This window comes from Metapseudomonas resinovorans DSM 21078 (genome assembly GCF_000423545.1).
GTDB classification, from domain to species: Bacteria; Pseudomonadota; Gammaproteobacteria; order Pseudomonadales; family Pseudomonadaceae; genus Metapseudomonas; species Metapseudomonas resinovorans.
The window spans coordinates 31,239-56,838 of sequence record NZ_AUIE01000002.1; the positions used below are offsets into that span (position 1 = coordinate 31,239).

Sequence of the window (25,600 nt, forward strand, 5' to 3'; positions counted from 1 at the left end):
CCGGCCGGCATGAGATGGTCTTTTTGAGGAGTTTCCGAGAGATGTCCCGACTTCCAGTGATTGTGGGTTTTGGCGGCTACAACGCGGCCGGACGAAGCTCGTTTCACCACGGTTTCCGTCGCATCGTGATCGAGACGCTGGACACACAGGCCCGTCAGGAGACCCTGGCTGGCCTCGCCGTGATGATGAAGCTGGTTTCCGTGACCGACGGCCAGTACCTGGATGCCGACGGCAAGGCCCTGACCCTGGCCGAGATCGAGACGCGCTACACCGCCGAAATCCTCGACTCCACCCTGGTACGCCGCATCGGCAAGCAACACCTGGACGTGGACGCCGCCCACTGGCACAAGAGCCTCACGGCCCAGGTCGGTGACAACCAGGCCCTCAGCTTCACCACATCGCGCAAGCAACTGCCCGAACCGCTGCCCGCCAATTGGGACGTGGAAGCCCTGGATAATGGTGAAGTCCGGGTGACTCTCCAGGGCACCTGCGACTTCAAGGTGGACAGCTACCGCGAACTGCCGGTGAAGTCCGCCGGGCAGCTGCCCACCGGCTTCGAGCCGGGCGAGCTGTACAACTCGCGCTTCCACCCGCGCGGCTTGCAAATGTCCGTGGTCGCCGCAACCGACGCCATCCGTTCCATCGGCCTGCCGTGGAAGAGCATCGTCGACCGCGTGCAGCCGGACGAGATCGCCGTGTTCTCCGGCAGCATCATGAGCCAGCTGGACGAGAACGGCTTCGGCGGCCTGATGCAATCGCGCCTCAAGGGCAGCCGCGTCAGCGCCAAGCAGCTGCCGCTGGGCCTGAACACCATGCCCGCCGACTTCATCAATGCCTACGTGCTGGGTAGCGTCGGTACCACTGGCAGCGTCACCGGCGCCTGCGCCACCTTCCTCTACAACCTGCAGAAGGGCATCGAGCTCATCACCTCCGGCCGCTCCCGCGTGGTCCTGGTGGGTAACGCCGAGGCACCGATCAACCAGGAATGCATCGACGGTTACGGCGCCATGGGCGCCCTGGCCACCGAAGAAGGCCTGCGCCAGGTGGGCGGCCGCGAGGACGTCGACTTCCGCCGCGCCAGCCGTCCGTTCGGCGAGAACTGTGGCTTCACCCTGGCCGAGTCCAGCCAGTACGTAGTGCTGATGGATGACGAACTGGCGCTGGAACTGGGCGCCGATATCCACGGCGCAGTGACCGATGTCTTCATCAACGCCGACGGCTTCAAGAAATCCATTTCCGCCCCCGGCCCGGGCAACTACCTGACCCTGGCCAAGGCCGTGGCCGCCGCCACCCAGCTGATTGGCCCGGACGGTGTGCGCGAACGCAGCTTCGTCCACGCCCACGGCTCCAGCACCCCGGCCAACCGCGTGACCGAATCCGAGCTGCTGGACCGCGTTGCCGGCGCCTTTGGCATCGATGAATGGCCGGTCGCCGCCGTGAAGGCCTACCTCGGCCACTCCCTGGCCACCGCCAGCGGCGACCAGGTGATCGCCGCCCTGGGCACGTTCAAGTACGGCATCCTCCCGGGCATCAAGACCATCGACCGGGTGGCCGACGACGTGCACCGCCAGCACCTGTCCATCGAAACCCGTGACCGCGTCCTGGGCGAGCGCCAGCTGGACGTCTGCTTCATCAACTCCAAGGGCTTCGGCGGCAACAACGCCACCGGTGTGGTCATCTCCCCGCGCCTGGCCGAGAAGATGCTGAAGAAACGCTACGGCGAAACCGCCTTTGCCACCTACGTAGCCAAACGCGAGCAGACCCGCGCCAACGCCGAGGAATACGACCGCCGCGCCCGCCTGGGCGAGTTCGACATCATCTACAACTTCGGCAACGACCTGATCGACGAGCAGCAAATCGAACTGAGCCCTGAGGGCATCCAGGTGCCCGGCTTCGCCCAGACGCTGCGCTACCGGAAGGACGAGCGTTTCGCCGACATGCTCGACTGAAACCGCTACTCGGCGCCGCGAGCCTGCGAAACCCGTCGATTGCGGTGATGGGTTTCGCTTCGCTCTACGCCATCCTACGAATCTTGTATGAAGCGACAGCCATGAAAAAGGGCCCCTCGGGGCCCTTCTCGTTTCCGGTGTTTTCAGTCCAGCGCACGCGCCAGCTGAATCAGCTCCGCCCGCCATTCGGCGGCTGCCGGCAACGCCAGGAAGGACGGATTGAGGAAACCCTCGCGGGCTTCATAGGTAAGCGCCTTGCCGGAAAGATCCAGCACCTCGCCGCCAGCGCCTTCGAGCACGCCCTGAGCGGCGGCTGTGTCCCACTGGGAAGTGGGGGCCAGGCGCGGGTAGCAATCCGCAGAGCCCTCGGCCAGCAGGCAGAACTTCAGCGAGCTGCCGATACTGGCCAGTTGCAGATCACCGAAGCGCTCACACAGCCACGCCAACAGACGCTCCTGGGCCGGGCTCGAATGACGCTTGCTGGCGACCACGGTGAAGGCTTCGTCCGGCGCGATGCGTACGGTGATTTCGTCGGCTTCGAACTCCTCATCCTGACTCCAGGCGCCAAGGCCGGCACCGCCGTAGTAGCAGCGTCCGGTGACCGGCATGCCGACCACACCGAACACCACCCGGCCGCCTTCGATCAGCGCCACGTTGACGGTGAACTCTTCGCTGCCCGCGATGAATTCCTTGGTGCCATCCAGTGGGTCCACCAGCCACCAACGCTGCCAGCTGGCACGCTCGGCCAGGGGGATATTCGCCGCCTCTTCGGAAAGCACCGGAATGCTCGGATCCAGTGCTGCGAGGCCGGCGTCCAGCACTTTGTGAGCCGCGAGATCAGCAGCGGTAACGGGAGAGGCGTCGTCCTTCTCGGTAACGTCCAGTTCGCCGCGCCAGAAAGGCAGGATGGCGTCACCCGCCTGGCGCACCAGTTCGATCACGGCGGGAAGCAAGGGATGGTTCAAGGTTGGTACTCCCCACGTTGGGTCAGGATGTCTCGGGTCAGGTAGAGCGCGGCCAGGGCGCGGCCTTCGCTGAATTGTTGGTGCTGGGCGAGGCTGGACAGTTCGCGCAGGCTGATGCGGTCGACCCGCAGCGGTTCGGGCTCGTCGCCCGGCAGGCTCTCCTCGAAAAGATCGCGAGCCAGGACCACCTGGATCTTCTGGCTCATGTAGCCAGGGGAGAGGGACAGTTCGGTGAGGTGCTCCAACTGGCGCGCGCCAAACCCGGCCTCTTCCTTGAGTTCACGGTTGGCGGCGGCGAGCACCTCCTCGCCTGGCTCGATCAAGCCCTTGGGCAGGGACAGCTGGTAGTCGTCGGTGCCGGCGCAGTACTCCTCCACCAGCAGTACGTGTTCGGCATCGGCCATGGCCACCACCATCACGGCGCCGTAGCCGGCGCCTTTGCCAACCAAGCGTTCGTAGGTGCGTTCGACGCCATTGGCGAAGCGCAATTGCAGCTCCTCGACACGGAACAGGCGGCTGCTGGCGACTATCTCGCGAGCAAGCACCGTGGGCTTCTGACGCATAACGGACTCCTTGGCATGACCGGCGGGTTATCATACCCCGCCTTTGCCCAATGTCCCCGCTGGAGATTGCGTGCCAGCGACGGCCAGCGACGTAACGGCGACAGCCCACCGGAACGACCGACAGCACCCATGCCATCACTGCCCTGGAACGACATCGACACCGTCCTGCTCGACATGGACGGCACCCTGCTCGACCTGCACTTCGATAACCACTTCTGGATGGAGTACCTGCCGCAGCGCTATGCCGAGCACCACGGCATCAGCCGCGAGCTGGCCGACGCCGAGCTGCTGCCGCTGTTTCGCGACAACGCCGGGCAACTGAACTGGTACTGCACGGACTTCTGGAGTCGCGAGCTGCGCCTGTCGATCCGCGAACTCAAGCGCGAGGTGGCGCACCTGATCGCCCTGCGCCCGGATGCCGACCTCTTCCTCGCCGCCCTGCGACGCTCGGGCAAGCGCGTGGCACTGATCACCAACGCCCACCGCGACTCCCTGTCGCTGAAGATGGAGCGCGTCCAGCTCGCCCCCTGGTTCGACCGCCTGATCAGCTCCCACGACTACGGCTTTCCCAAGGAAGACCAGCAGTTCTGGCACGCCCTGCAACAGGACTTCGGCTTCGATGCAGCGCGCAGCCTGTTCATCGACGACAGCCTGCCGGTCCTGCGCAGTGCGCAACAGTACGGCATCGCCCAACTGCTGGCGGTACGCGAGCCGGACAGCCGCAAGGGCCCGAAGGACACCGAGGAATTCGCGGCAGTGGACAGCTACCGGACCCTCGTCGAGGATTTGTAGGGACCCTATTCAGGAATACGCAGTACCTGCCCCGGATAGATCTTGTCCGGATGCGAAAGCATCGGCTTGTTGGCCTCGAAGATCTTCATGTAGGCATTGGCGTTGCCGTACTCAGTCTTGGCAATGGCGCTCAGGGTGTCCCCCTTCTTCACCGTGACGAAGCGGGCCGGCGCCACGGCGGGTGCACTGACGCTGATCTGATCCTCGACCTGGGCCACACCTTCGACGTTGCCCAGGGCCAGGAGGATCTTCTCCTTCTCTTCCTGGGTCGCCACTTCACCACGGGCGATCACCTTGTCACCCTCCACCGTCAGCTCGATGGCCGGATTGCCCAGCCCCACCTTGGCCACGTGCTCCTTCAACGTCTCGGCGGCCTGCGCCTCCTGCCCTACCAGGGTTTCCCACAGTTTCACACCCGCTTCTTTGACAAAGTCGAAGATGCCCATGACAGATCCTCTCGTTCCATAGGGATGGCGCGCCCGGCGCCTGGGAAGTGCAAGTCTAGACGGCCGTTCCAGTTCGACCTCCCCACGGCGACGACAGGCTAGAATCCATGCCCTGATCAAGGAGCCGGCATGGACATCAAGCAACTGAAGTTCCTCATCGCCCTGGAAGAGACCCGCCACTTCGGCCAGGCCGCCGCGCGCTGCCACGTCACCCAACCAACACTGTCGATGCGCCTGCGCAGCCTTGAAGAAGAACTGGGTCTGGAACTGGTTGTCCGTAGCCAGCGCTTCGAGGGCTTCACCGACGCCGGCCTGCGCGTGCTGGCCTGGGCGCGCACGCTGCTGGCGGCCCACGATGGCCTCTATGCCGAGGCGGCAGCCTGCCGCGGCCAACTGGTCGGCACCCTGCGCCTGGGCATGGTGCCGTTGGCCGGCTTCGACCCCATGCGCCTGGTGCAAGCCTTCTCCGGCCCGCACCCGAGCCTGCGCTTCCAGCTGTTCTCCCTGAGCTCCGAACAGATTCTCGAAGGCCTGGCGCGCAACCAGCTGGACCTGGGCCTTTCCTACCTCGACCGCCTGGACCGCGAGCACTTCGAAAGCCTGGAACTGGCCCAGACCCGCATGGGCCTGCTGCACGACCGCCGCCACTTCAGTTTCGACATCCCCGCATTGCCCTGGGAAAGCCTGGTGGACCTGCCCCTGGGGCTGCTCTTCGGCGGCATGCACTTTCGCCAGTCCATCGACCATGGCTTTCGCAGCCGTGGCCTCTCGCCTCAGCCCAGACTGGAGACCGACGCCGTCCACCAGCTGCTGCAAGCCGTCAGTGCCGGCCTGTGCTGCGCCATCATGCCGCTGGACAGCGGCCTCGACGACTTCACTGAACACCTGGCGCTGACCCCCATCGAAGACGCCCGCACCCTCGCCCCGCTGGGCCTGATCCTGCGCCGTGGCGCGCCCCGCTCGGCCCTGGCGGATGCCTGCTTCTCCGAAGCGCGGACCTTGTTGGGGCTCGATTCCGCCTCATGATAAACGCGCTCGATCACTGAATCGGGAATAGCGATTAGACGCCCTTGCCAGAGGGGCCTAGGATGGCTGAGTCAATCCGTCGCAGGGGGCAATTCGATGCCAAACCCAGACGCCAAGCGCCATCTCACCGCTGTGGATAACCCACCCGCACCCACTGGTTACCAATATGCCGAGTTGGACGCCGCCGCACGCGTAGAGGATGCCGACCTGGCGGAAGAATGCGCCCTGGCGATTTCCTACAACGGCATCAGCTACGCCGTCATGATGGTTTCCCCGAGCGCCTTGGAAGACTTCGTCGCGGGCTTCAGCCTGAGCAGCGCGGTGGTGCAGTCCATCGACGACATCTATGACATCCAGATCGAAGGCGAAGGTATCGCCCTGCACGCCGAAGTGGACATTGGCAATCGTGCCTTCTGGTCGCTCAAGGAACAGCGCCGCAACCTGGCCGGCACCACCGGTTGTGGCCTCTGCGGCGTGGAAGCGCTGGAACAGGCGCTGCCTGAGCTGCGCTCGCTGGACCCGGCCCCCCTGCCGCCAGCCGAACACTTCCGCGACCTGCGCCAGCGCATCAACCAGGCGCAGGAATTGGCCCGGCGCAGCGGCGCCCTGCACGCCGCGCTGTTCGTCGATGCCAGCGGGGAACTGCGCCTGTGCCGTGAAGACATCGGCCGCCACAACGCCCTCGACAAACTCATCGGCGCCCTGCTGCGCCAAGGCCTGGACCCACGCGCGGGTTTCGCCGTGGTCACCAGCCGCTGCAGCCTGGAACTTATCCACAAGGCGGTGCGCGCCGGCCTGTCCACCCTGGTCAGCCTCTCCGCGCCCACCAGCCTGACCGTGGAATGGGCACGTCGGCACCACCTCAACCTCATCCACCTGCCCCACCATAGCGCCCCACGGGTCTACAGCCCGGCGCCAGAAGCGAAAGCCCCGAAAGAATGAGCCTGCAACCCGTACAACCCCGCTACAAACCCTACAAGGGCGCCGCGGCCGGATGGGGTGCGCTGAAGAGCGTCACCCGCTTCTGGCTGGACAGCAAACAGCCGTTCAAAAACCTGCGCGCCTTGCTCAAGACCAACCAGAGCGGCGGCTTCGACTGCCCCGGCTGCGCCTGGGGCGACTCCCCCGAGGACGGTCGCATCAAGTTCTGTGAGAACGGTGCCAAGGCCGTCAACTGGGAAGCCACCAAGCGCCGGGTGGATGCCGCCTTCTTTGCGCGCTACAGCGTCAGCCAGTTGCGCGAGCAGAGCGACTACTGGCTCGAGTACCAGGGCCGCCTGACCCAGCCCATGCGCTACGACCGCCAGACCGACCACTATGTGCCAGTCAGCTGGGAGCACGCCTTCGCCCTCGTCGCCCGGCACCTCCGCAACCTCGAAAGCCCGCACCAGGCCGAGTTCTATACCTCCGGCCGCGCCAGCAACGAGGCAGCCTACCTCTACCAGCTGTTCGTCCGCGCCTTCGGCACCAACAACTTCCCCGACTGCTCGAACATGTGCCACGAGGCCAGTGGCGTAGCCCTGGGCCAGAGCGTTGGCGTGGGCAAGGGCAGCGTGACCTTCCACGACTTCGAACATGCCGATGCCATCTTCGTGCTTGGCCAAAACCCGGGCACCAACCACCCACGCATGCTCGAACCGCTGCGCGAAGCGGTGAAGCGCGGCGCCCAGGTGGTCTGCTTCAACCCGCTCAAGGAGCGCGGCCTGGAGCGTTTCCAGCACCCGCAGCACGCCCTGGAAATGCTCAGCAACGGCTCACGGCCGCTGAACACCGCCTTCTTCCGTCCGGCACTGGGTGGCGACATGGCCGCCATCCGCGGTATCGCCAAGTTCCTGCTGCAATGGGAACGCGAGGCCCAGGCGAACGGCGAGGCGCCGGTGTTCGACCACGCGTTCATCACCGAGCACACAGACGGCGTCGACGCCTACCTGAGCGAACTGGACGCCACGCCCTGGACGCAGATCGAACAACAATCCGGCCTGACCCTGGATGAGATCGAGATTGCCGCGCGTATCTACCGCAACGCCGGCAGCGTGATCATCTGCTGGGCCATGGGCATCACCCAGCATCGCCACTCGGTGGCGACCATCCAGGAAATCGTCAACCTGCAACTGCTGCGCGGCAATGTCGGCCGCCCCGGCGCCGGCCTCTGCCCGGTGCGCGGCCACAGCAACGTGCAGGGCGACCGCACCATGGGCATCAACGACCGGCCGCCGGCAGCGCTGCTCGATGCCCTGGAGAAGCGCTTCGGCTTCCGGGTCCCTCGGGACAATGGCCACAACACGGTGGAAGCGATCAACGCCATGCTCGATGGCCACGCGAAGGTGTTCATCGGCCTGGGCGGCAACTTCGCCCAGGCCACACCGGACAGCCCGCGCACCCATGCCGCGCTACAGCGTTGCGATTTGACGGTGCAGATCAGCACCAAGCTCAACCGCAGCCACCTGACCGTCGGCCAGGAAGCGCTGATCCTCCCCTGCCTCGGCCGCACCGATATCGACCGGCAGGCCGAAGGCCCACAAGCGGTGACGGTGGAAGACTCCTTCAGCATGATCCATGCGTCCTACGGTCAACTGGAGCCCTCCTCCCGCGAGATGCGCTCCGAGCCGGCCATCATCGCCGGCATCGCCAAGGCCACCCTGGGCAACCACCCGGTGGACTGGGACGCCCTGGTCGCCCACTACGACCGCATCCGCGAGCTGATCGCCGACACGATTCCCGGCTTCGAGGACTTCAACCACCGCGTGCAGCACCCGGGCGGCTTCTACCTGGGCAATACCGCCAATGCGCGGCAATGGAGCACGCAGAGCGGCCGCGCCAACTTCAAGGCCGCTCCACTGCCGGCTGACCTGCTCCACGAAAAGGTACGCAGTACCGGCGAGAAGCCGCACCTGATCCTCCAGACTCTGCGCTCGCACGACCAGTACAACACCACCATCTACGGCCTGGACGACCGCTACCGCGGCGTACGTGGCCAACGCGAAGTGGTCTTCGCCAACGAGGCAGACATCCGCCGCCTGGGCTTCGAGCCAGGGCAGAAGGTGGACATGGTGACCTTGTGGGACGACGGCGTGGAGCGCCGGGTATCCGGTTTCAGCCTGTTGGCCTTCGACATTCCAACCGGGCAAGCCGCCGCCTACTACCCGGAAACCAACCCGCTGGTGCCGCTGGAAAGCTACGGCGAGGGCAGCTACACCCCCACCTCCAAGTTCGTGGCCATCCGCCTCGAAGCCTCCCGCGACAACGGCCGCATCCTCTGAGGATGCGGCTCCGGACCGGCACCTGCCGGGTCCGGAGCCGCTGGCCGGCGCACGATACTCACCAAGGTATCCACTCGAAATTTCCGCGCGCACGCTACCCTGCCGACACGCAACAGTGGGGCGCAAGCCAGTCTTTAACTGCAGTAAGGGAAGTTTGTTTATCTAACTTGTTTCCGGCAGAAACAATTTGAAATAGGGAATTAATGCCTATATAAAGTTCCGACGGAACTTTATTTGATTGGGCACTTTGCCAGCATTGCGAGTGGCGTAAAGAGCAGGAATGACGCGGGCGGGAATAGGTCTCAGACAGCCCGACTCGGAAAAAGTTCTGCCGGCAAATCAAGCAATTAAAAAAATAAGAAAAGTTAGTGCTTTTCGTCGTCCGACACTTGCGTAAGTTAATTCCCACAGCAAATATCGCCTCACCAAAAACCACTGAGGCGATCCTCACCATGAAGTACACCTCGATCCTTCTCCTGTCTCTTGGCCTGGCCAGCGGCAGCGTCTTCGCAGGCGGCAATACCGATGCCGGTATTGGTGGTGCGCTGGGCGGGGTCCTGGGTTCCGTGGTCGGCAATGCCGTGGGCGGCAGCACCGGCGCAGCCATCGGCGCTGGCGTAGGTGGTGCCGCGGGTGGTGCAGTCGCTGCCCCGCGCCGCAACCGTACTGAAGCCGCCATCGGCGGTGGCCTCGGCGCCGCCGGCGGTCAAGTCGTCGGCCGGCAGATGGGCGGAACCACCGGCGGCCTGATCGGCGCAGCCCTGGGCGGCGGCGCTGGCGGCGCTCTGGGCAATGAATACGGCGACAGGAACCGCTACGACGATGACGACTACGATGATGATCATCGCCATTACCGTCGCTCCTACCGCGATCACCCCGGTCGTGGCCACGCCTGGGGCCATCGCAAGCACAAGCACAAGCACCGCGGCTGGGATGACTGATCAACACCGCCAACCAAAAAAGCCCGCTTCCAGCGGGCTTTTTTCCAGACCTGAGGCCTGGTCGAGCGACGACCGGTCCCCTTCCGAATCCATAATCTGACCTGTGTCATGGGGCCCTTGGCGTTGCCGCGGGACCATGGACATCCCCCTTCGAAACGGAGAATCAGCACGATGCGCAAAGCAGTAACCGCCCTCGCCCTCAGCCTACTGGCAACCCAGGTCGTTGTAGCCGGCGAGACCACCAACAACGCCATCGGCGGCGGCCTCGGCGGCGCCCTGGGCAACGTTGTCGGCAATGCCGTCGGCGGCAGCACCGGCGCGGCAATTGGCGCCGGCCTGGGTGGTGCAGCCGGTAGCGCCATGACCGCCAAGAGCGGCAAGAAGACCGAAGCCGCCATCGGCGGCGGCCTGGGCGCAGCGGGCGGCTCGGTAGCCGGTCGCGCACTGGGCGGCTCCACCGGCTCCGCTATCGGCGCGGGCCTCGGCGGCGCGGCAGGTGGTGCCATCGCCACCGAACTGACCAAGGACGATCACGACGGTCACCGCAAGCACCGCAAGCATCGCCACTGATCGATGCGCCCATGAAAGAGCCCGGCACGCGCGCCGGGCTTTTTCGTTTCAGGCGGATATCAACCGATCTGCTCGGCGCGCGCCTCGCTCACATCACCGCTGGCCATGCAGGCAGCCGCGGTGAAGAGTGCGTCAGTGGAGGAGTTCAGTGCCGTTTCGGCAGCGTCCTGGAGGATGCCGATGATGAAGCCAACGGCCACCACTTGCATCGCCACTTCGCTGGGGATGCCGAACAGGCTGCACGCGAGCGGAATCAGCAACAGCGAGCCGCCAGCCACGCCGGAAGCGCCGCAGGCGCAGATGGAAGCCACAACGCTGAGCAGGATGGCGGTGGGGATGTCCACCTGGATACCGAGCGTGGTCACCGCTGCCAGGGTCAGCACGGTAATGGTGATAGCGGCACCGGCCATGTTGATCGTGGCGCCCAGCGGGATGGATACCGAGTAGGTGTCCTCGTGCAGGCCCAGCTTTTCGCACAACTGCAGGTTGACCGGAATGTTGGCTGCCGAGCTGCGGGTGAAGAAGGCGGTGATGCCGCTTTCACGCAGGCAGGTCAGCACCAGCGGGTAGGGGTTGCGACGAATCTTCCAGAGCACGATCAGCGGGTTCACCACGAAGGCCACGAACAGCATGCAGCCCAGCAGCACCGCCAGCAGGTGGGCATAGTCGGCTAGCACGCCAACACCGTTCTCCGCCAGGGTCGAAGCCACCAGACCGAAGATACCCAGCGGCGCGAAGCTGATCACCACACGGACGATCAACGACACACCGTGGGACAGGTCGCTGAACACGTTGCGGGTGGTTTCGCTGCCCTGGCGAATGGCAATGCCCAGGCCCACGGCCCACACCAGGATGCCGATGAAGTTGGCCTCCATCAGTGCCTTGACCGGGTTGGCCACAGCGCTGGACAGCAGACTCAACAGCACCTCGGAGATACCTGCCGGCGGTGCCACGTCAGTGGCTGCTGTGGTCAGCGTCAAGGTGGACGGGAACAGGCTGCTCGCCATTACCGCCACCACGGCAGCGGAGAAGGTGCCGATCAGGTAGAGGACGAGAATCGGGCGGATCTGGGTGCGCTCACCCGGTTTGTGGTTGGCGATGGCCGCTGTCACCAGGATGAAAACCAGGATCGGTGCAACCGCTTTCAGCGCAGTGACGAAGAGCGTGCCGAGCAGGCCAACGGCGCTGGCGTACTCGGGCGAAGTCAGGGCGAGGGCGATGCCGGCGATCAGACCGATGACGATCCGGGTCACCAGGCTGGTGCGTTTCAAGCGTTGCAGGATGGAGCCGTTTGCGTGAGTCATGGCAGGTACCGCTGAACGTCGGGCCGTGCACTGGCTGGCCCAGAGTGGACATTGAACCCCGATGACACCTCGCCTTCACTGCCGCAGATCAGCGAAAAAGAAAGCGCCGCGCCGCGTGGTGAATCACCTCGCAGCCGGACGGGTCGTTTCGAGTTTGGCGCGCATTGTGCGGATTCGCACTGCGGATGGGTAGAGCGGACAGACGGTCGGGCCGCTGGATGTCGCTATTTCAGCCGTTTCGGGTCGACTGGGTGAAAGTTGGCTGTAGGGGGGAATTCATTCGCCATGCAGACCGCAGGTCTGCCCCTGAATCTCTCGAGGGCAGTTGCTTTCCCCCGTGGTGACCGGGATCAGCCCTCCACCACCAGCTCCGCCAGCGCCGCGCGCAGTTGCTCGGGGATCGGCACCGGCCGATTGCTCTCGCGGTCGACGAACACGTGCACGAATCGCCCGGCCGCACAGGCTTCGTCTTCGCCCTGCTTGAAGATCGCCAGTTCATATTGCACCGAGCTGTTGCCGAGCTTGCCCACACGCAGGCCCACTTCGATGCGGTCAGGAAAGGCGATGGAGGCGAAGTAGTCGCAAGAGGAACTGACCACGAAGCCCACCACGTTGCCGTCATGGATATCCAGGCCGCCCTGCTCGATCAGGTAGGTGTTCACCGCGCTGTCGAAGTAGCCGTAATACACCACGTTGTTCACATGGCCGTAGATGTCGTTGTCGTGCCAGCGCGTGGTGATGGGCTGGAAGTGGCGGTAGTCGACACGCAGGTGCTGGGGTTGGCTCATGGGGTTCCCTGGGTTCGGTTGGGTCGATTCCTGTAGGAGCGAGCTTGCTCGCGAACGGATGCATTCGCCAACAAACAGGCTCCTACAGGAGGCTCAGTAGGCCGCCTGGTAAATGGCCAGGGCCTGGGCCTCACTGACCTCGCGCGGATTATTCACCAGCAGCCGCTGTTGCAACATGGCGTCGCTGGCCAGCTTGCCCAGCATATCCTGCGGCACGCCGGCTTCTCGCAAGCGTGTCGGCAGGCCACTGCGGGCGCTGAAATCGGCCAGTTCGAGGATCAACTGTTCGGTGAGTTGGGCGTCGCTACCGGGTTTGAGCTTGCTCCCGAGCACCAGGGGCGCCAGCTCCGCATAGAGCGGCGCGGCCACCTCGGCGTTGAAACCCAGCACATGGGGCAGCACCAGCGCGTTGGACAGCCCGTGGGGAATATGGAAGTGCCCGCCCAGGGGATACGCCAGGGCATGCACAGCCGCCACCGGGGCGTTGGCGAATGCCTGGCCGGCAAGACAGGCGCCCAGCAACATGGCCTGGCGGGCCTCACGGTTGCGGCCGTTGTGTACCACCGTATCCAGATTACCGGCCAGCAGGCGCAAGGCCTCGCGGGCCAGCAGGTCGGACAGCGGGTTCTTCTTCAACTTGCTGGTGTAGGCCTCGATGGCATGGACCATCGCGTCGATTCCGGTGGCCGCAGTTACCGCCGCCGGCAGGCCAAGCGTCAGGTCCGCGTCCAGCAATGCCAGGTCCGGCAACAGCAGCGGCGACACCACGCCCATCTTGGTGGTCTCGCCGGTGGTGACGATGGCAATGGGGGTTACCTCGGAGCCGGTTCCGGCAGTGGTCGGCACCTGCAGCAACGGCAGGCGCCGACCCCGCGCGTTGCCCACGCCATAGATATCCGCCAGCCCCTGGCGACATTCCGGGTGCGCCAGCAGGGCCACCAGCTTGGCCACATCCATGGAGCTGCCACCGCCGAAGCCCACCACCAGTTCCGCATCGAGGGTCCGCGCCAGCGCAACCGCCTCCAGCACGATGGCTTCCGGTGGATCGGCCTGGACGCGGTCGTAGACGGCAACGGTCAGGCCGGCGGCGGCGAAACCGGGAAGGACCTCATCGAGCAGGCCGAAATGCGTAATCCCCGGGTCGGTGACCAGCAGCACACGCTGGGCGCCGCGCTCGCGGCACAGCTCGGCCAGGCGCACGGCCGAACCGGATTCGCAGAGAATCTGCGCGGTGGTGGCAAAACTGAAGGGCTGCATCTTGGCGTCCTCCTTTGTTGTGTGTGCGCCGCGATGGCGCGGCGCGCAGAGTGGCAGGCTCAGAACGCGAAATGCGCCTCAGGCAACGCCATCAGGCAATCCGCGCCACCCAACAGGGCTTCACGGTGACCGCTGGCACGCGGCAGCACACGGCGCATGTAGAAGCGCGCGCTGTGCAGTTTGGCCTGGTAGAAATCCACGTCGGACGTGCCCGCGTCCAATGCGTCCTGGGCACGGGCCGCAGCCAGCAACCAGAACCCTGCCAATAGCACATAGGCCGAGTATTGGAGGAAGTCCACCGAGGCGGCGCCGATTTCCTCCGGGTCCTCCCGTACCCGATCCAGCAAGGTGACGGTCAGGGCACGCCATTCCTGCAGGCGTGCCAGTACCGCGCCGGCCAGCTCGGCCAGTTCCCCACGGCTGGCCTGGACATCGGCCAAGGCAGCGAACTCATCCTGCAACGCGGCCAGCTCGGTGCCGCCGTCACCCATCAGTTTGCGGCGGACCAGGTCGAGCGCCTGGATGCCATTGGTGCCTTCGTAGATCTGCGTGATGCGGCTGTCGCGCATCAGCTGTTCCATGCCCCACTCGCGGATGAAGCCGTGACCTCCATAGATCTGCACACCCAGGCTGGCCACCTCCTGCCCCATGTCGGTAAGGAAGGCTTTGACGATGGGGATCAGCAGTGCCGCGCGGCGACCGGCCGCCTTGCGCTGCGCGACGTCCGGATGCCCGTGCTCCAGGTCCAGTTGGCGTGCGCAATAGGCGGCCAGCATGCGGCTGCCTTCCACCAGGGTCTTCTGGGTCAGCAGCATGCGCCGCACGTCGGGGTGGTGGATGATCGCGTCAGCGGGCTTGTCCGGCGCCGCCGGGCCACTGAGGGCGCGCGACTGCAGGCGTTCACGGGCATAGGCCAGAGCCCCCTGGAAGGCCTGTTCGCCAATGCCGAGCCCTTGCAGGCCGACCTGGAAGCGCGCGTCGTTCATCATGGTGAACATGCAGGCCAGGCCCTGGTTGGCTTCGCCGATCAGCCAGCCGGTGGCGCCGTCGAAGTTCATGACGCAGGTGGCCGCGCCCTTGATGCCCATTTTGTGCTCGATGGCGCCGCAACCCAGGGCGTTCTTCGTCCCCGGCGTGCCGTCGGGGTTGGCAATGAACTTGGGCACCAGCAGCAGGCTGATGCCCTTCACCCCGGCAGGGGCATCCGGCAGGCGCGCCAGCACCAGGTGGACGATGTTCTCGGAAAGGTCCTGCTCACCGCCGCTGATGAAAATCTTGCTGCCGCTGACCTTGTAGCTGCCATCGGCCTGAGGCTCGGCACGGGTGCGCAGCAGGGCCAGGTCAGTGCCGGCCTGGGGCTCGGTCAGACACATGGTGCCGGCCCATTGGCCACTCACCAGTTTTTCCAGGTAGGCCTGCTTGAGTGCGTCGCTGCCGTGCTTGTGCAGCGCCACCACGGCGCCTTCGGTGAGGCCGGAGTAGACGCGGAAGGACAGACTGGCGCCCATCAGCATCTCGTGGAAGTTGCAGGCGACCATCTGCGGGAAGCCCTGGCCACCAAACTCCTGCGGCCCGGTCATGCTCGCCCAGCCGTTGTCGCAATACTGCCGATACGCCTCGCGGAAGCCCTGGGGCGTGGTCACCGCGCCCTGTACCAGGGTCACGCCTTCCTCGTCGCTGTTACGGTTGAGCGGCGAAACCACTTCGCCGGCATAGCGCGCGCCTTCTTCCAGCACGCCGTCGATCAGCTCGCGGTCCAGGCCGTTGGCCAGCAGCTCGCAGTGGCTGGAAACGTCGAAGAGTTCGTGAAGCACGAAGCGCATGTCGCGCAGGGGTGCCTTGTAAGCCATGTTCAGGACTCCTGTTGGAAATCGGCAAAACGGCCATCGGATTCAGCCAGCCGGCGAATCAACTCCGCCGGTTGCCAGTGGGTGCCGAAGCGCTCGGCCAAGGCATCCAGGCGCCCGCGAATGGCAGGCAGCCCCTGGCTGTCGGCCCAGGTCATGGGGCCGCCCTTGTCCGCCGGGAAGCCGTAGCCATTGAGGTAAACGGTGTCGATATCAGCGCTGGAAGTGGCGATGCCTTCTTCGAGAATCTTCGCCCCTTCGTTGACCAGGGCCAGCAAGCAACGCTCGAGGATTTCCTCCGGGCCGATATCGCGGCGCGAAAAGCCGAGTTGTTCGGAAACCTGCAGCACCAGGGCATCCACTTCCGGGTCGTGTTCGGCCTGACGACTGCCTTCGGCGTAGCGGTAGTAGCCCATGCGCGCCTTCTGGCCGAAGCGACCGAGGCCGCAGAGGCGGTTGTCCACCTGCACCGCCGGGTCGTCCTGGCCTTTGCCGGCCAATTCGCGGGCGCGCCACTCCAGGTCGATGCCCACCACGTCGTACATGCGGAACGGGCCCATGGCGAAACCGAAGCCTTGCAGGGCGCTATCCACCTGGTGCGGGAAGGCGCCCTCCAGCAGCATCATCCGCGCCTCGCGCACGTAGGTGTGAAGCATGCGGTTACCGATGAAACCCTTGCAGTTCCCCGCCACCACACTGACCTTGCCCATGCGCTGGCCCAGTTCCAGGGTGGCGGCGAGAACGGCTGGGGCGGTGCGGGCGCCGCGGACGATTTCCAGCAGCTTCATGATGTGCGCCGGGCTGAAGAAGTGCAGGCCAAGGACCTGCTCCGGGCGCTGGGTGATGGCGGCAATGGCGTCGATGTCCAGGGCCGAGGTGTTGCTGGCGAGGATGGCGTCCGGCTTCAGGCGGGCATCCAGTTCACGGAAGATGGCTTGCTTGAGTTCGAGGTTTTCAAACACCGCCTCGATCACCAGGTCGACCTCCGCCAGGTCGTCGTAGCTGCCCACCGCCTGGATGCGCGCCACGCGCTCGGCAGCCTGGGCCTCGCTGACGCGCCCCTGGCGCACGTTGTGGGCGTAGGTGTCGGCAACCGCCCCCAGGGCTTGCTCGAGCATCTGCGGGTTGTTGTCCAGCCAGCGGACCTCAAGGCCGGCGCTGGCCAGGCTCATGACGATACCGCGGCCCATGGTGCCGGCGCCGATCACGGCGGCCCGCTGGATGTTGAATACGCGCTGGGTCATGGGTGGCCCTCTTGTTGTTCTGATGGGGAGACAAAATCGCCAATCACCTTAAGGAAGCCGGTACTATTTTTGAAATTTAGTCTTGTGATACGTGGCATTCCCCCGGTGAATATCTCCAACTTCGATCTCAACCTCCTGCGGGTGCTGGACGCCCTGCTGCGCGAGCGCAACGTCTCCCGCGCGGCGGAGCGCCTGTCCCTCAGCCAGCCGGCGGTGAGCAATGCACTCAACCGCCTGCGCGAACTGCTCGGCGACCCGCTTCTGGTACGCGTGGGCCGGGCGATGCAGCCCACGCCGCGGGCGCTGGCCCTGGAAACGCCCATTCGCGCTGCGCTCAAACAGATCGAACAGAGCCTGGTGGTCGGCGAAGGCTTCGACCCGGCGCGCAGTCGCCAGCGCTTCACCATTGCGCTGACCGACTACGTGGAGCTGATCTGCATGCCACGCTTGCTGCAGCAACTGGCCGAAGAAGCGCCGGGGGTGAAGATCGCCATCCGCCATTTGTCCCCCAGCCTGCCCTCTGCGGCGCTGGACCAGGGTGAGCTGGACCTGGTGCTGGGCCGCTTCGAAAGCATTCCGTCACGCTTCGCCAGCCGCCGCTGGATGAGCGAGACGCTGCGCCTGGTGGCCCGCCACGACCACCCGCAATTGCAGGAGGCGCCCGACCTGTCCAGCTTCCTCAGGCTACGTCACCTCTGGGTACACGGTGGCCAGACCAAAGGCATGGTCGATCAGTGGCTGGGGGAGCAGGGCCTGGCGCGGGACATCGTCTACACCACGCCGAACTACCTGCAGGCAGCGCATATCGTGGCCGGTACCGACCTTACCGTGGTGCTGCCGGCGCGGCTGGCCCAGCACTTCGCCAGCCTGTTGCCCTTGCGGGTGCAGCCCCTGCCCTTCGCCCTCGGCCCCTTCCATCTCGACCTGGTGAGCGTGGCCCAGCGTGAGGAGGACGAAGCGCTGCAATGGCTGATCGAACGCTTGATGGCCATTGGGCGTCTGTAGGATGGGTCGGGCGGCGTTCCGCGAGCGAAGCGAAACCCATCACCACTGGACGATGGGTATCGCTGCGCTCCACCGCATCCTACGGAGCGTGCAGCATCACGGCATCAGAACTGGTTGCGGATCACCGCCTCGTCGAAGTCCAGCTTGCCGATGCGCGGGTGGGCGGGGGCGGTCTGCTTGCCCACGGCCACCATCAGGCCGATGGCGTGGTTTTCCGGCAGACGGATCAGGTCGGCGACGGCGTCGAAGTCGAAGCCGTCCATGGGGCAGGTATCCAGCCCCTTGCCACGAGCGGCGAGCATCAGGGTCTGGGCGACCAGGCCACAGCTGCGCATCACTTCATCACGCTGCACGCGGGGCTTATCACGGTAGTAGTTGTCGATGGCGCCGGCCATGAAGTCCTGCACCGGCTGCGGGGCTTCGGCCCAGACGCGGGCGGCGTCCTTTTCCCAGGCATCGAGGCGGGCGCAGACAATTACCAGCATCGAGGCCTCGGTCACCTGGGCCTGGTCCCAGGCCACGTCGCGAATGCGCTGACGCAGCGCCGGATCGCTGACTTCCACCAGGCGCACGTGCTGCAGGTTGAAGGCGGTAGGCGCGAGCAGGGCCAGCTGCAGCAGCTCGTCCTTCTCTTCACGGCTGATGCTGTGATTGGTGTCGTAGCCCTTGATGGCGCGGCGGCTGCGGATGGCTTCATCGATATGCATGGAGTGCTCCTTGGAGTGGCGAAATTGAAAGTGCGCCATCCTAAGCAGCCGACACGCCCGCTACCAACGCTGATTAATGATGTAACCCATCAAAAAATCAGAATGCCTGTGTGAGTCTCAACCTGCTTGCTGACTCACCCAGTCGCGCACTTCAGCGTAGGGATAAGCCTCCAGCGCGGCGAAGCCCGGCAGGTTGCGCGCCTTGAGCCGGGTGAAGAGCGGCGCGCTGATGCCACAGAGCAGACGGGTCAGGCACTCGGCGCTGGGTGGTTCGCCCTTGAGTTCAGCGAAGCGCTGGATGAAACCGTTGCACAGGGTACTGAAGCTGCGCTCCGCAAGCGGAGCCAGTGCCGGCGGCGCGGGCAGGCGTGCTACGCGGCCCTCACAGACCGAGCAGTGGCCGCAACGCTCCGGCACGTCGCGGTCGCCAAAGTAATGCGCCAGTCGCGCGCTGAGGCAGGTCTCGCTGGCGAACAGTGCCAGCATCGCCTGGATCCGGGCGATCTCGCTGTCTTCCTGCTGGCGGAAGTAGCTGTGCAGCTCGGCGGCCAGCGCGTGCGTATCGAAGTCGGGCTTCAGCACGGCGTAGACCTCGGTCATCTGCTTGCTCTCCAGCTCGATCCAGCCGCGCTCCTGGAAGTAATCCAGGGCCTTCACCACGCGGCTGCGCTCGGCGCTGTGCTGGCGGTAGAGACTGTCGAAATCCACTGTGCACCAGGTGCGCGCGCGGGTTGAGGTGCGCACCAGCGCTTCGACGAACTGGCGGCGCTCGCCTTCGAATTTCGCCACCAGCGCTTCAGGCTCGATCAGGTACTTGAAGCGGTACTCGGCAAAGTAGGCGAACAGCGGCGCGATGATGCCGCGAAGCTCCAGTTGCACCAGCAGCGTCTTGAGCGGCAACTGGCGAATATTGCTCTGGTCGGAGAGCGCGCCGAGCATCAGCTCCCAGCGGTCGCCGCCCTGCCCCGCCGCCTTGAGTTCCGCCAGCACCTGGCGGATGCCGGACGACTCCGGGGTGTCGCCATAGACAAAGTTTTCCAGCACGTTGAGGCTGTCGCGGTTCGCCAGCACCAGGCAATCCGAAGGCTGGCCGTCACGCCCGGCGCGGCCGATTTCCTGGCTGTAGTTCTCCACCGATTTGGGCAGGTCGTAGTGCACCACCTGGCGGATGTCGCTCTTGTCGATGCCCATGCCGAAGGCGATGGTGGCGACCATCACATTGACCTCTCCGGCCATGAACCGGCGCTGCAGCACCTCGCGCGCTTCCATGGGCATTCCGGCGTGGTAAGCGCTGGCAGCGACGCCGCGCTCGCTGAGCTGCCTGGCAACCTCTTCAGCGGTCTTCTGCAGGGTCACGTAGACGATGGCCGGCTGCCCGACGCGGGAGCCCAGCCAATCCACCAGCCGCTGCAGTTTGCCTGCGCCGGCCACCGGCTCCACCAGCAGGTTGAGATTGGGGCGATAGAAGCCGGTGGTGATGACATCGGCGTCAGCGATAGCGAACTTGCGCTGCATGTCGACGATCACCGTCGGCGTCGCGGTGGCGGTCAGCAACAGCACCTGGGGAATGCCGAACTGGCGCTGGTACTCGGGCAGCTTGAGGTAGTCGGGGCGGAAGTTGTGGCCCCACTCGGAAATGCAGTGGGCCTCGTCCACCACCAGCAGGGAAATCGGCACCTGCTGGATGAAGCTGCGGAAGCGCTCGTTCTTCAATCGCTCCACCGAGATCATCAGGATTTTCAGTTCCCCGGAGCGCGCCCTGGCCATGACCTCGGCGGCCTCCTCGCGGCTCTGCGCCGAGTCGATACTGGCGGCGGCGATGCCGTGGCGGTGAAGGAAGGCCAGTTGGTCCTGCATCAGCGCCAGCAGCGGCGACACCACCAGGGTCAGGTGCGGCAAGTGCAAGGCCGGCAACTGGTAGCACAGCGACTTGCCGGAGCCGGTGGGGAAGATGGCAGCGGCCGAACGGCCAGCCAGCACGGCAGAGATGGCGGCTTCCTGGCCGGGGCGGAAATGGTCGTAGCCGAAGACGCGGGCAAGGCTGGTTGCGGGCATGGGGATCACTCCTTTGATGGGGCATTGATCATGGACCGCGATGAACGCGGCAGGGGCCTGAAACCGGGTACGACGTTTCGCCTTTGAATCCCATCATCCGCTTTGATGGGTTTCGCTCCGCTCTACCCATCCTACGGGAGGGCCGGGGCTCGCCGGGAATGAAAAAGCCGCCCGGAGGCGGCTTTCTCGACGCGGTGCAGCTTAGAGCTGCGGGCCGGCGTTCTTGATGGCGTCGGAGACGTCGAACTTCTTGAAGTTCTCGACGAACTGCTTGGCCAGGGCCTTGGCAGCTTCGTCGTAGGCAGCCTTGTCAGCCCAGGTGTTGCGCGGGTTGAGCAGGTTGGTTTCGACGCCCGGAACGGCCTTCGGCACGTCCAGGTTGATGGTGTCCAGGTGCTCGGTCTCGGCACCGATCAGGGCACCGCTCTGGATGGCAGCGATCACGCCACGGGTGGTCGGGATGTTGAAGCGCTTGCCAACGCCGTAGCCACCGCCGGTCCAGCCGGTGTTGACCAGGTACACCTTGGAGCCGAAGCCCTGGATGCGCTTGATCAGCAGCTCAGCGTACTCGCCAGCCGGACGCGGGAAGAACGGCGCGCCGAAGCAGGTGGAGAAGGTGGACTTGATGCCACCGCCGGAACCCATTTCGGTGGAACCAACCAGCGCGGTGTAGCCGGACAGGAAGTGGTAGGCAGCCTGCTCGTTGTTCAGGATGGAAACAGGCGGCAGCACGCCGGTCAGGTCGCAGGTCAGGAAGATCACTGCGTTCGGCTCGCCGGCGCGGTTGGCCTCGACGCGCTTCTCGACCAGCTGCAGCGGGTAGGCGGCACGGGTGTTCTGGGTCAGGCTGTCATCGCTGTAATCAGGCAGGCGGGTTTCCGGGTTCAGCACCACGTTTTCCAGCACGGCGCCGAACTGGATGGCTTTCCAGATCACCGGCTCGTTTTTCGCGGACAGGTCGATGCACTTGGCGTAGCAGCCGCCTTCGATGTTGAACACGGTGCCCACGCCCCAGCCGTGCTCGTCGTCACCGATCAGGTAACGGCTTTCGTCAGCGGACAGGGTGGTCTTGCCGGTGCCGGACAGGCCGAAGAACAGGGTGGTGTCGCCTTCTTCGCCCACGTTGGCGGCGCAGTGCATCGGCAGCACGTCTTTTTCCGGCAGCAGGAAGTTCTGCACGGAGAACATGGCCTTCTTCATTTCACCGGCGTAGCGCATGCCGGCGATCAGGACTTTCTTGGCGGCGAAGTTGAGGATCACGCAACCATCGGAGTTGGTGCCATCACGCTCCGGCTCGCAGACGAAGTTCGGCGCGTTGATGATCTGCCATTCCTGGCGGGACTGCGGGTTGTACTGTTCCGGGTTGATGAACAGGCAACGGCCGAACAGGTTGTGCCAGGCGGTCTCGGTGGTCATCTTGACGGCCAGGTAGTGCTCAGGATCAGCACCAACGTGCACATGCGAAACGAAACGCTCACGTTCGGTCACATAAGCTTCAACACGAGCCCACAGCGCATCGAATTTATCCGCCGGGAAGGGGCGGTTGATGTTGCCCCAGGCGATCTTGGCTTCGGTGCTCGGCTCTTGAACGATGAAACGATCTGCCGGAGAACGACCGGTGCGGTGGCCGGTCTGGACGACCAACGAACCGTTGGCGGCCAGTTCACCCTCGCCACGGCGGATGGCCTCTTCGACCAGTTGCGCGGCGCTGATATCGGTGTACACGGCGGTATTGGCTTGCGTCATGTGGTTCCCCGTCGGCGAAAAGCCGAGTCCTCCAAACGATTTGTAGTGGGTACTGCGACCCCCTACAGCGAAAAAAGTGCGCGCGATTATGCCAGAAAAGCCCGCTTTGGGTAGAAACCTCCTGTCAGCCGGGCATATTCCTGACCGATAATCGCACTCCGGTCACGCGGCGACCTTGCGGGCACGCTACATATTCAGTGGCGCGTTTCCGAAGGCGCCGCACTGCCGCCACCGGCGAACAGCTGGGCGATATCCGCCGCGTCGAAACTGTAGCGCTGGTTGCAGAACTGGCAGTCGATCACCACGTTGCCGCCGCTCTCTTGCAGCAGGGCTTGCGCGTCGTCCTTACCCAGGCTGACCAATGCATTGGCCGAACGCTGGCGCGAACAGCTGCAGCGGAAATGGATGACCTGCGGATCGAACAGGCGCACCGCTTCTTCATGATAGAGGCGATGCAGCACGGTTTCGTTGTCCAGGCCGAGCAGCTCCTCAGCGGTCAGCGTGTCGGCCAGGGTGGTGAGGTGCTGCCAGTTGGCCTCGCGCGCCTCTGGATCCTTCAGTCGGTCGGCCGGCAGGGCCTGGAGCAACATGCCACGGGCATTGCGACCATCGGCGTAAAGCCAGAACCGAGTGGGCAGTTGCTGGGAGTTGTCGAAGTAGCCGGAGAGGGATTCGGCCAGGCTGGCGCCTTCGAGGGCGACGATGCCCTGGTAGCGCTGGCCCTGCTTCGGGTCCACGGTCAGGGTCAGCGAGCCCTCGGGCATCAGCTCGTGCAGGCCGGCACCGGGGGTGACCTGGCTCGCATGGTATCGGGCGATGCCGCGCACTTCACGATCGCTGGAGCATTCCACCATCAGCAGAGGAACTGCGCCGCTGGAGCGCGCCTGCAGCACCAGCAGACCGTCGAACTTCAGGGTGCCGACCAGCAGGGAAGCGGCGGCGAGCATTTCACCGAGCAGTTGGGCAACCGGCTCCGGGTAGGGGTGCTTGGCCAGGACGTGAGCGTAGCTCTCGCCGAGGGAGACCAGTTCGCCACGCACATCGGTGTCGTCGAACAGAAAACGTTGGGTGAAATCGGTCATGCCGGACTCGCTGCATTTGGGCCAATTTGGCCGAAAGGCTGGCGATTTTATGCGCAAATCCGTTGGCTGACCAAGGGCCGGTTGTCTATCGCCGGCGCGGGTGTTTTCTATCGATGCCGAGCGCCGCCCCTTTGCGTCGCTGTCCTAATCGTGACCGCCGCGCAGGAAATGGATCTGCCGCCTCTGTTTCTTGGTCGGCCGGCCGTCGGTCTGGATGCCCAGGGCGCCGGCCTTGCGCATGGCGGCGGCCGCTTCGCGCTTGGTCAGGCTCTCGGCGGTTTCCTCGTAGAGGGCCTGCGCTTCGGGGGCCCCGCGACGCACTGCGGAGAGCGCGCGAACGACCACGGTGCGCTCATCGAAGCCCGCGCGGATCACGTATTCGTCACCGACCCTCGGCTCCTTCGACGCCTTGCAGCGCTCGCCATGGTGGTGGACCTTGCCGCCCTCGATGGCTTCTTTTGCCAGGGCACGGGTCTTGTAGAAGCGCGCAGCCCAGAGCCACTTGTCGAGGCGAACCTTGTCGTCTTTTTCGTCTTTCTCACGCATCACTCGTTTCCATCCCGCCAGGGCTGCCCCATTCGTCAGCCCGGTCTAAGCTCAGCCAGGGCCTGATGCAGTTGTCACATCGGCCCACTAGAATGCGCCAACTTTACCGGAAAGCCTGCATTGAAGACTTTCGACCATCTCTCCGTAATCGGACTCCGCGAATGGATCGCCCTGCCAGAACTTGGCATGGTTGGCCTGCGCGCGAAGATCGATACCGGGGCCAGCACCTCCACCCTGCATGCCAGCGACATCGTCCCCTTCGAGAAGAGCGGCGAGCGCTGGGTCAGGTTCACCGCGCACCTCGGCACCCTGGTGCAACGGCGTCACCGCTGCGAGGCGCAGGTCGTAACGGTAAAGACCATAAAAAGCTCCAACGGCCAGGCACAGACCCGCTACGTCATCCGCACCCTGCTCGCCCTGGGTGACCGGGTCTGGCCCATCGAGTTCACCCTGGCCTGCCGCAAGACCATGCGTTACCGCGTACTGCTGGGCTCCAAGGCCCTGGTGCAGGCGCAACTGGTGGTCAACCCGGCCCTCACCTACGTCCAGGAAAAACCGACACTTTCCCTTCCGGGTGCCCAATGAAAATCGCCGTGTTATCGCGCAATCCGCGCCTGTATTCGACTCGCCGCCTGGTAGAGGCTGGCCAGCAGCGCGGCCATGAAATGGTGGTCATAGACACCCTGCGCGCCTATATGAACATCGCCAGTCACAAGCCGCAGATCCACTATCGCGGCCAGGCACTGGAAGGCTTCGATGCGGTGATCCCGCGTATTGGCGCCTCGGTCACTTTCTATGGCTGTGCCGTGCTGCGCCAGTTCGAAATGATGGGCGTATTCCCGCTCAACGAGTCCGTAGCGATCACCCGCTCGCGGGACAAGCTGCGCTCGCTGCAACTGCTGTCGCGCAAGGGCATCGGCCTGCCGGTGACCGGTTTCGCCCACTCCCCCGACGACATCCCCGACCTGATCCGCATGGTCAACGGTGCACCTCTGGTGATCAAGGTGCTGGAAGGCACCCAAGGCATCGGTGTGGTGCTGTGCGAGACGGAGAAGGCCGCCGAGTCCGTGATCGAGGCCTTCATGGGCCTGAAGCAGAACATCATGGTGCAGGAGTACATCCGTGAGGCCGGTGGCGCCGACATCCGCTGCTTCGTGGTGGGCGACAAAGTGATCGCAGCGATGAAGCGCCAGGCCAAGCCCGGCGAATTCCGCTCCAACCTGCACCGTGGCGGCAGCGCCAGCCTGATCAAGATCACGCCGGAAGAGCGCATGACCGCCATTCGCGCCGCCAAGGTGATGGGGCTGTCGGTGGCGGGCGTGGACATCCTGCGCTCCAACCACGGGCCGCTGGTGATGGAGGTGAACTCCTCGCCCGGCCTGGAAGGCATCGAAACCACCACCGGGCATGATGTCGCCGGCATCATCATCCAGTACCTGGAAAAGAACGCCTGCCCCAACTCGACCAGGACGAAAGGCAAGGGGTGACCCGGTAACCCCCACAAAAA

Annotated in this window: 23 protein-coding genes; 10 read left to right on the forward strand and 13 right to left on the reverse strand. The window is 64.8% G+C overall.

All coding sequences use genetic code 11. The annotated features are described in order from the left end of the window. The first annotated feature begins 41 nt into the window (after window positions 1-41). A complete protein-coding gene (locus tag G559_RS0102705) occupies window positions 42-1,949 on the forward strand; it encodes a beta-ketoacyl synthase (RefSeq protein ID WP_028626770.1) in 1,908 nt (635 codons plus the stop codon). 143 nt (window positions 1,950-2,092) lie between these two features. On the opposite strand, the gene cysQ is transcribed toward G559_RS0102705, so the two are convergent. Next, entirely contained in the window at window positions 2,093-2,914 is an 822-nt protein-coding gene (gene cysQ / locus G559_RS0102710; RefSeq protein ID WP_028626771.1) for a 3'(2'),5'-bisphosphate nucleotidase CysQ, read from the reverse strand. Beyond that, window positions 2,911-3,477: an ADP compounds hydrolase NudE gene (gene nudE, locus G559_RS0102715; RefSeq protein ID WP_028626772.1), complete on the reverse strand. Its 567-nt coding sequence runs from the start codon at window positions 3,475-3,477 to the stop codon at window positions 2,911-2,913. The genes cysQ and nudE overlap by 4 nt, the downstream gene beginning before the upstream one ends. 129 nt (window positions 3,478-3,606) lie before the next feature. Between nudE and yrfG the strand changes: the two genes are divergently transcribed. Continuing rightward, window positions 3,607-4,269: a GMP/IMP nucleotidase gene (gene yrfG / locus G559_RS0102720; protein WP_028626773.1), complete on the forward strand. Its 663-nt coding sequence runs from the start codon at window positions 3,607-3,609 to the stop codon at window positions 4,267-4,269. A 5-nt stretch (window positions 4,270-4,274) separates the two neighbouring features. On the opposite strand, the gene lysM is transcribed toward yrfG, so the two are convergent. Next, window positions 4,275-4,715 carry a peptidoglycan-binding protein LysM gene (gene lysM, locus G559_RS0102725; protein WP_028626774.1) on the reverse strand — a complete coding sequence of 147 codons (441 nt, stop codon included), beginning with the start codon at window positions 4,713-4,715 and terminating at the stop codon, window positions 4,275-4,277. A gap of 129 nt (window positions 4,716-4,844) precedes the next feature. Here lysM and G559_RS0102730 point away from each other — a divergent pair, with 129 nt between their 5' ends. The 5 genes from G559_RS0102730 (at window position 4,845) to G559_RS0102750 (ending at window position 10,512) form a co-directional block, all read left to right on the forward strand. After that, window positions 4,845-5,741 (forward strand): LysR family transcriptional regulator, encoded by an 897-nt coding sequence (locus tag G559_RS0102730; RefSeq protein ID WP_028626775.1) that lies wholly within the window; start codon window positions 4,845-4,847, stop codon window positions 5,739-5,741. A 96-nt stretch (window positions 5,742-5,837) separates the two neighbouring features. After that, the gene (gene fdhD, locus G559_RS0102735; protein ID WP_028626776.1) at window positions 5,838-6,683 is read left to right on the forward strand and encodes a formate dehydrogenase accessory sulfurtransferase FdhD; all 846 of its coding nucleotides are present in this window, start codon (window positions 5,838-5,840) and stop codon (window positions 6,681-6,683) included. Next, on the forward strand, window positions 6,680-9,001 hold the full coding sequence (locus G559_RS0102740; RefSeq protein WP_028626777.1) for an FdhF/YdeP family oxidoreductase: 2,322 nt from the start codon (window positions 6,680-6,682) through the stop codon (window positions 8,999-9,001). The genes fdhD and G559_RS0102740 overlap by 4 nt, the downstream gene beginning before the upstream one ends. A 452-nt stretch (window positions 9,002-9,453) precedes the next feature. Then, complete coding sequence (locus G559_RS0102745) at window positions 9,454-9,942, forward strand: hypothetical protein (protein ID WP_028626778.1); 489 nt, start codon at window positions 9,454-9,456, stop codon at window positions 9,940-9,942. Between the two features lie 171 nt (window positions 9,943-10,113). Further along, entirely contained in the window at window positions 10,114-10,512 is a 399-nt protein-coding gene (locus G559_RS0102750; protein WP_028626779.1) for a glycine zipper domain-containing protein, read from the forward strand. Window positions 10,513-10,571: 59 nt separating this feature from the next. Here the strand turns inward: G559_RS0102750 and sstT are convergent, their stop codons facing one another. From sstT to G559_RS0102775, 5 genes are all read right to left on the reverse strand, one after another. Beyond that, window positions 10,572-11,816: a serine/threonine transporter SstT gene (gene sstT, locus G559_RS0102755; RefSeq protein ID WP_028626780.1), complete on the reverse strand. Its 1,245-nt coding sequence runs from the start codon at window positions 11,814-11,816 to the stop codon at window positions 10,572-10,574. Window positions 11,817-12,166: 350 nt separating this feature from the next. Further along, the gene (locus tag G559_RS0102760; RefSeq protein WP_028626781.1) at window positions 12,167-12,604 is read right to left on the reverse strand and encodes an acyl-CoA thioesterase; all 438 of its coding nucleotides are present in this window, start codon (window positions 12,602-12,604) and stop codon (window positions 12,167-12,169) included. A gap of 93 nt (window positions 12,605-12,697) precedes the next feature. Next, window positions 12,698-13,861, reverse strand: coding sequence for an iron-containing alcohol dehydrogenase (locus G559_RS0102765; RefSeq protein ID WP_028626782.1), 1,164 nt, complete (start codon window positions 13,859-13,861; stop codon window positions 12,698-12,700). 59 nt (window positions 13,862-13,920) lie between these two features. Next, window positions 13,921-15,711 (reverse strand): acyl-CoA dehydrogenase C-terminal domain-containing protein, encoded by a 1,791-nt coding sequence (locus G559_RS0102770; protein ID WP_028626783.1) that lies wholly within the window; start codon window positions 15,709-15,711, stop codon window positions 13,921-13,923. A 2-nt stretch (window positions 15,712-15,713) separates the two neighbouring features. Then, window positions 15,714-16,952 carry a 3-hydroxyacyl-CoA dehydrogenase gene (locus G559_RS0102775; RefSeq protein WP_028626784.1) on the reverse strand — a complete coding sequence of 413 codons (1,239 nt, stop codon included), beginning with the start codon at window positions 16,950-16,952 and terminating at the stop codon, window positions 15,714-15,716. Window positions 16,953-17,057: 105 nt separating this feature from the next. On the opposite strand from G559_RS0102775, the gene G559_RS0102780 reads away from it, so the two are divergent. Continuing rightward, window positions 17,058-17,957, forward strand: coding sequence for a LysR family transcriptional regulator (locus G559_RS0102780; protein WP_028626785.1), 900 nt, complete (start codon window positions 17,058-17,060; stop codon window positions 17,955-17,957). Window positions 17,958-18,061: 104 nt separating this feature from the next. Here the strand turns inward: G559_RS0102780 and G559_RS0102785 are convergent, their stop codons facing one another. From G559_RS0102785 to G559_RS0102805, 5 genes are all read right to left on the reverse strand, one after another. Further along, window positions 18,062-18,664 (reverse strand): nitroreductase family protein, encoded by a 603-nt coding sequence (locus G559_RS0102785; protein ID WP_028626786.1) that lies wholly within the window; start codon window positions 18,662-18,664, stop codon window positions 18,062-18,064. A gap of 117 nt (window positions 18,665-18,781) precedes the next feature. Beyond that, entirely contained in the window at window positions 18,782-20,719 is a 1,938-nt protein-coding gene (locus tag G559_RS0102790; RefSeq protein WP_028626787.1) for a RecQ family ATP-dependent DNA helicase, read from the reverse strand. A 201-nt stretch (window positions 20,720-20,920) separates the two neighbouring features. After that, on the reverse strand, window positions 20,921-22,465 hold the full coding sequence (locus tag G559_RS0102795) for a phosphoenolpyruvate carboxykinase (RefSeq protein ID WP_028626788.1): 1,545 nt from the start codon (window positions 22,463-22,465) through the stop codon (window positions 20,921-20,923). A 194-nt stretch (window positions 22,466-22,659) separates the two neighbouring features. After that, on the reverse strand, window positions 22,660-23,547 hold the full coding sequence (gene hslO, locus G559_RS0102800) for an Hsp33 family molecular chaperone HslO (RefSeq protein WP_028626789.1): 888 nt from the start codon (window positions 23,545-23,547) through the stop codon (window positions 22,660-22,662). Window positions 23,548-23,691: 144 nt separating this feature from the next. Beyond that, on the reverse strand, window positions 23,692-24,093 hold the full coding sequence (locus G559_RS0102805; RefSeq protein ID WP_028626790.1) for an RNA-binding S4 domain-containing protein: 402 nt from the start codon (window positions 24,091-24,093) through the stop codon (window positions 23,692-23,694). A gap of 120 nt (window positions 24,094-24,213) precedes the next feature. Between G559_RS0102805 and rimB the strand changes: the two genes are divergently transcribed. Together rimB and rimK are read left to right on the forward strand one after the other, a co-directional pair. Beyond that, entirely contained in the window at window positions 24,214-24,678 is a 465-nt protein-coding gene (gene rimB, locus G559_RS0102810; protein ID WP_028626791.1) for a retropepsin-like aspartic endopeptidase RimB, read from the forward strand. Continuing rightward, window positions 24,675-25,580 (forward strand): 30S ribosomal protein S6--L-glutamate ligase, encoded by a 906-nt coding sequence (gene rimK / locus G559_RS0102815; protein ID WP_028626792.1) that lies wholly within the window; start codon window positions 24,675-24,677, stop codon window positions 25,578-25,580. The genes rimB and rimK overlap by 4 nt, the downstream gene beginning before the upstream one ends. The last annotated feature ends 20 nt before the right edge of the window (window positions 25,581-25,600 follow it).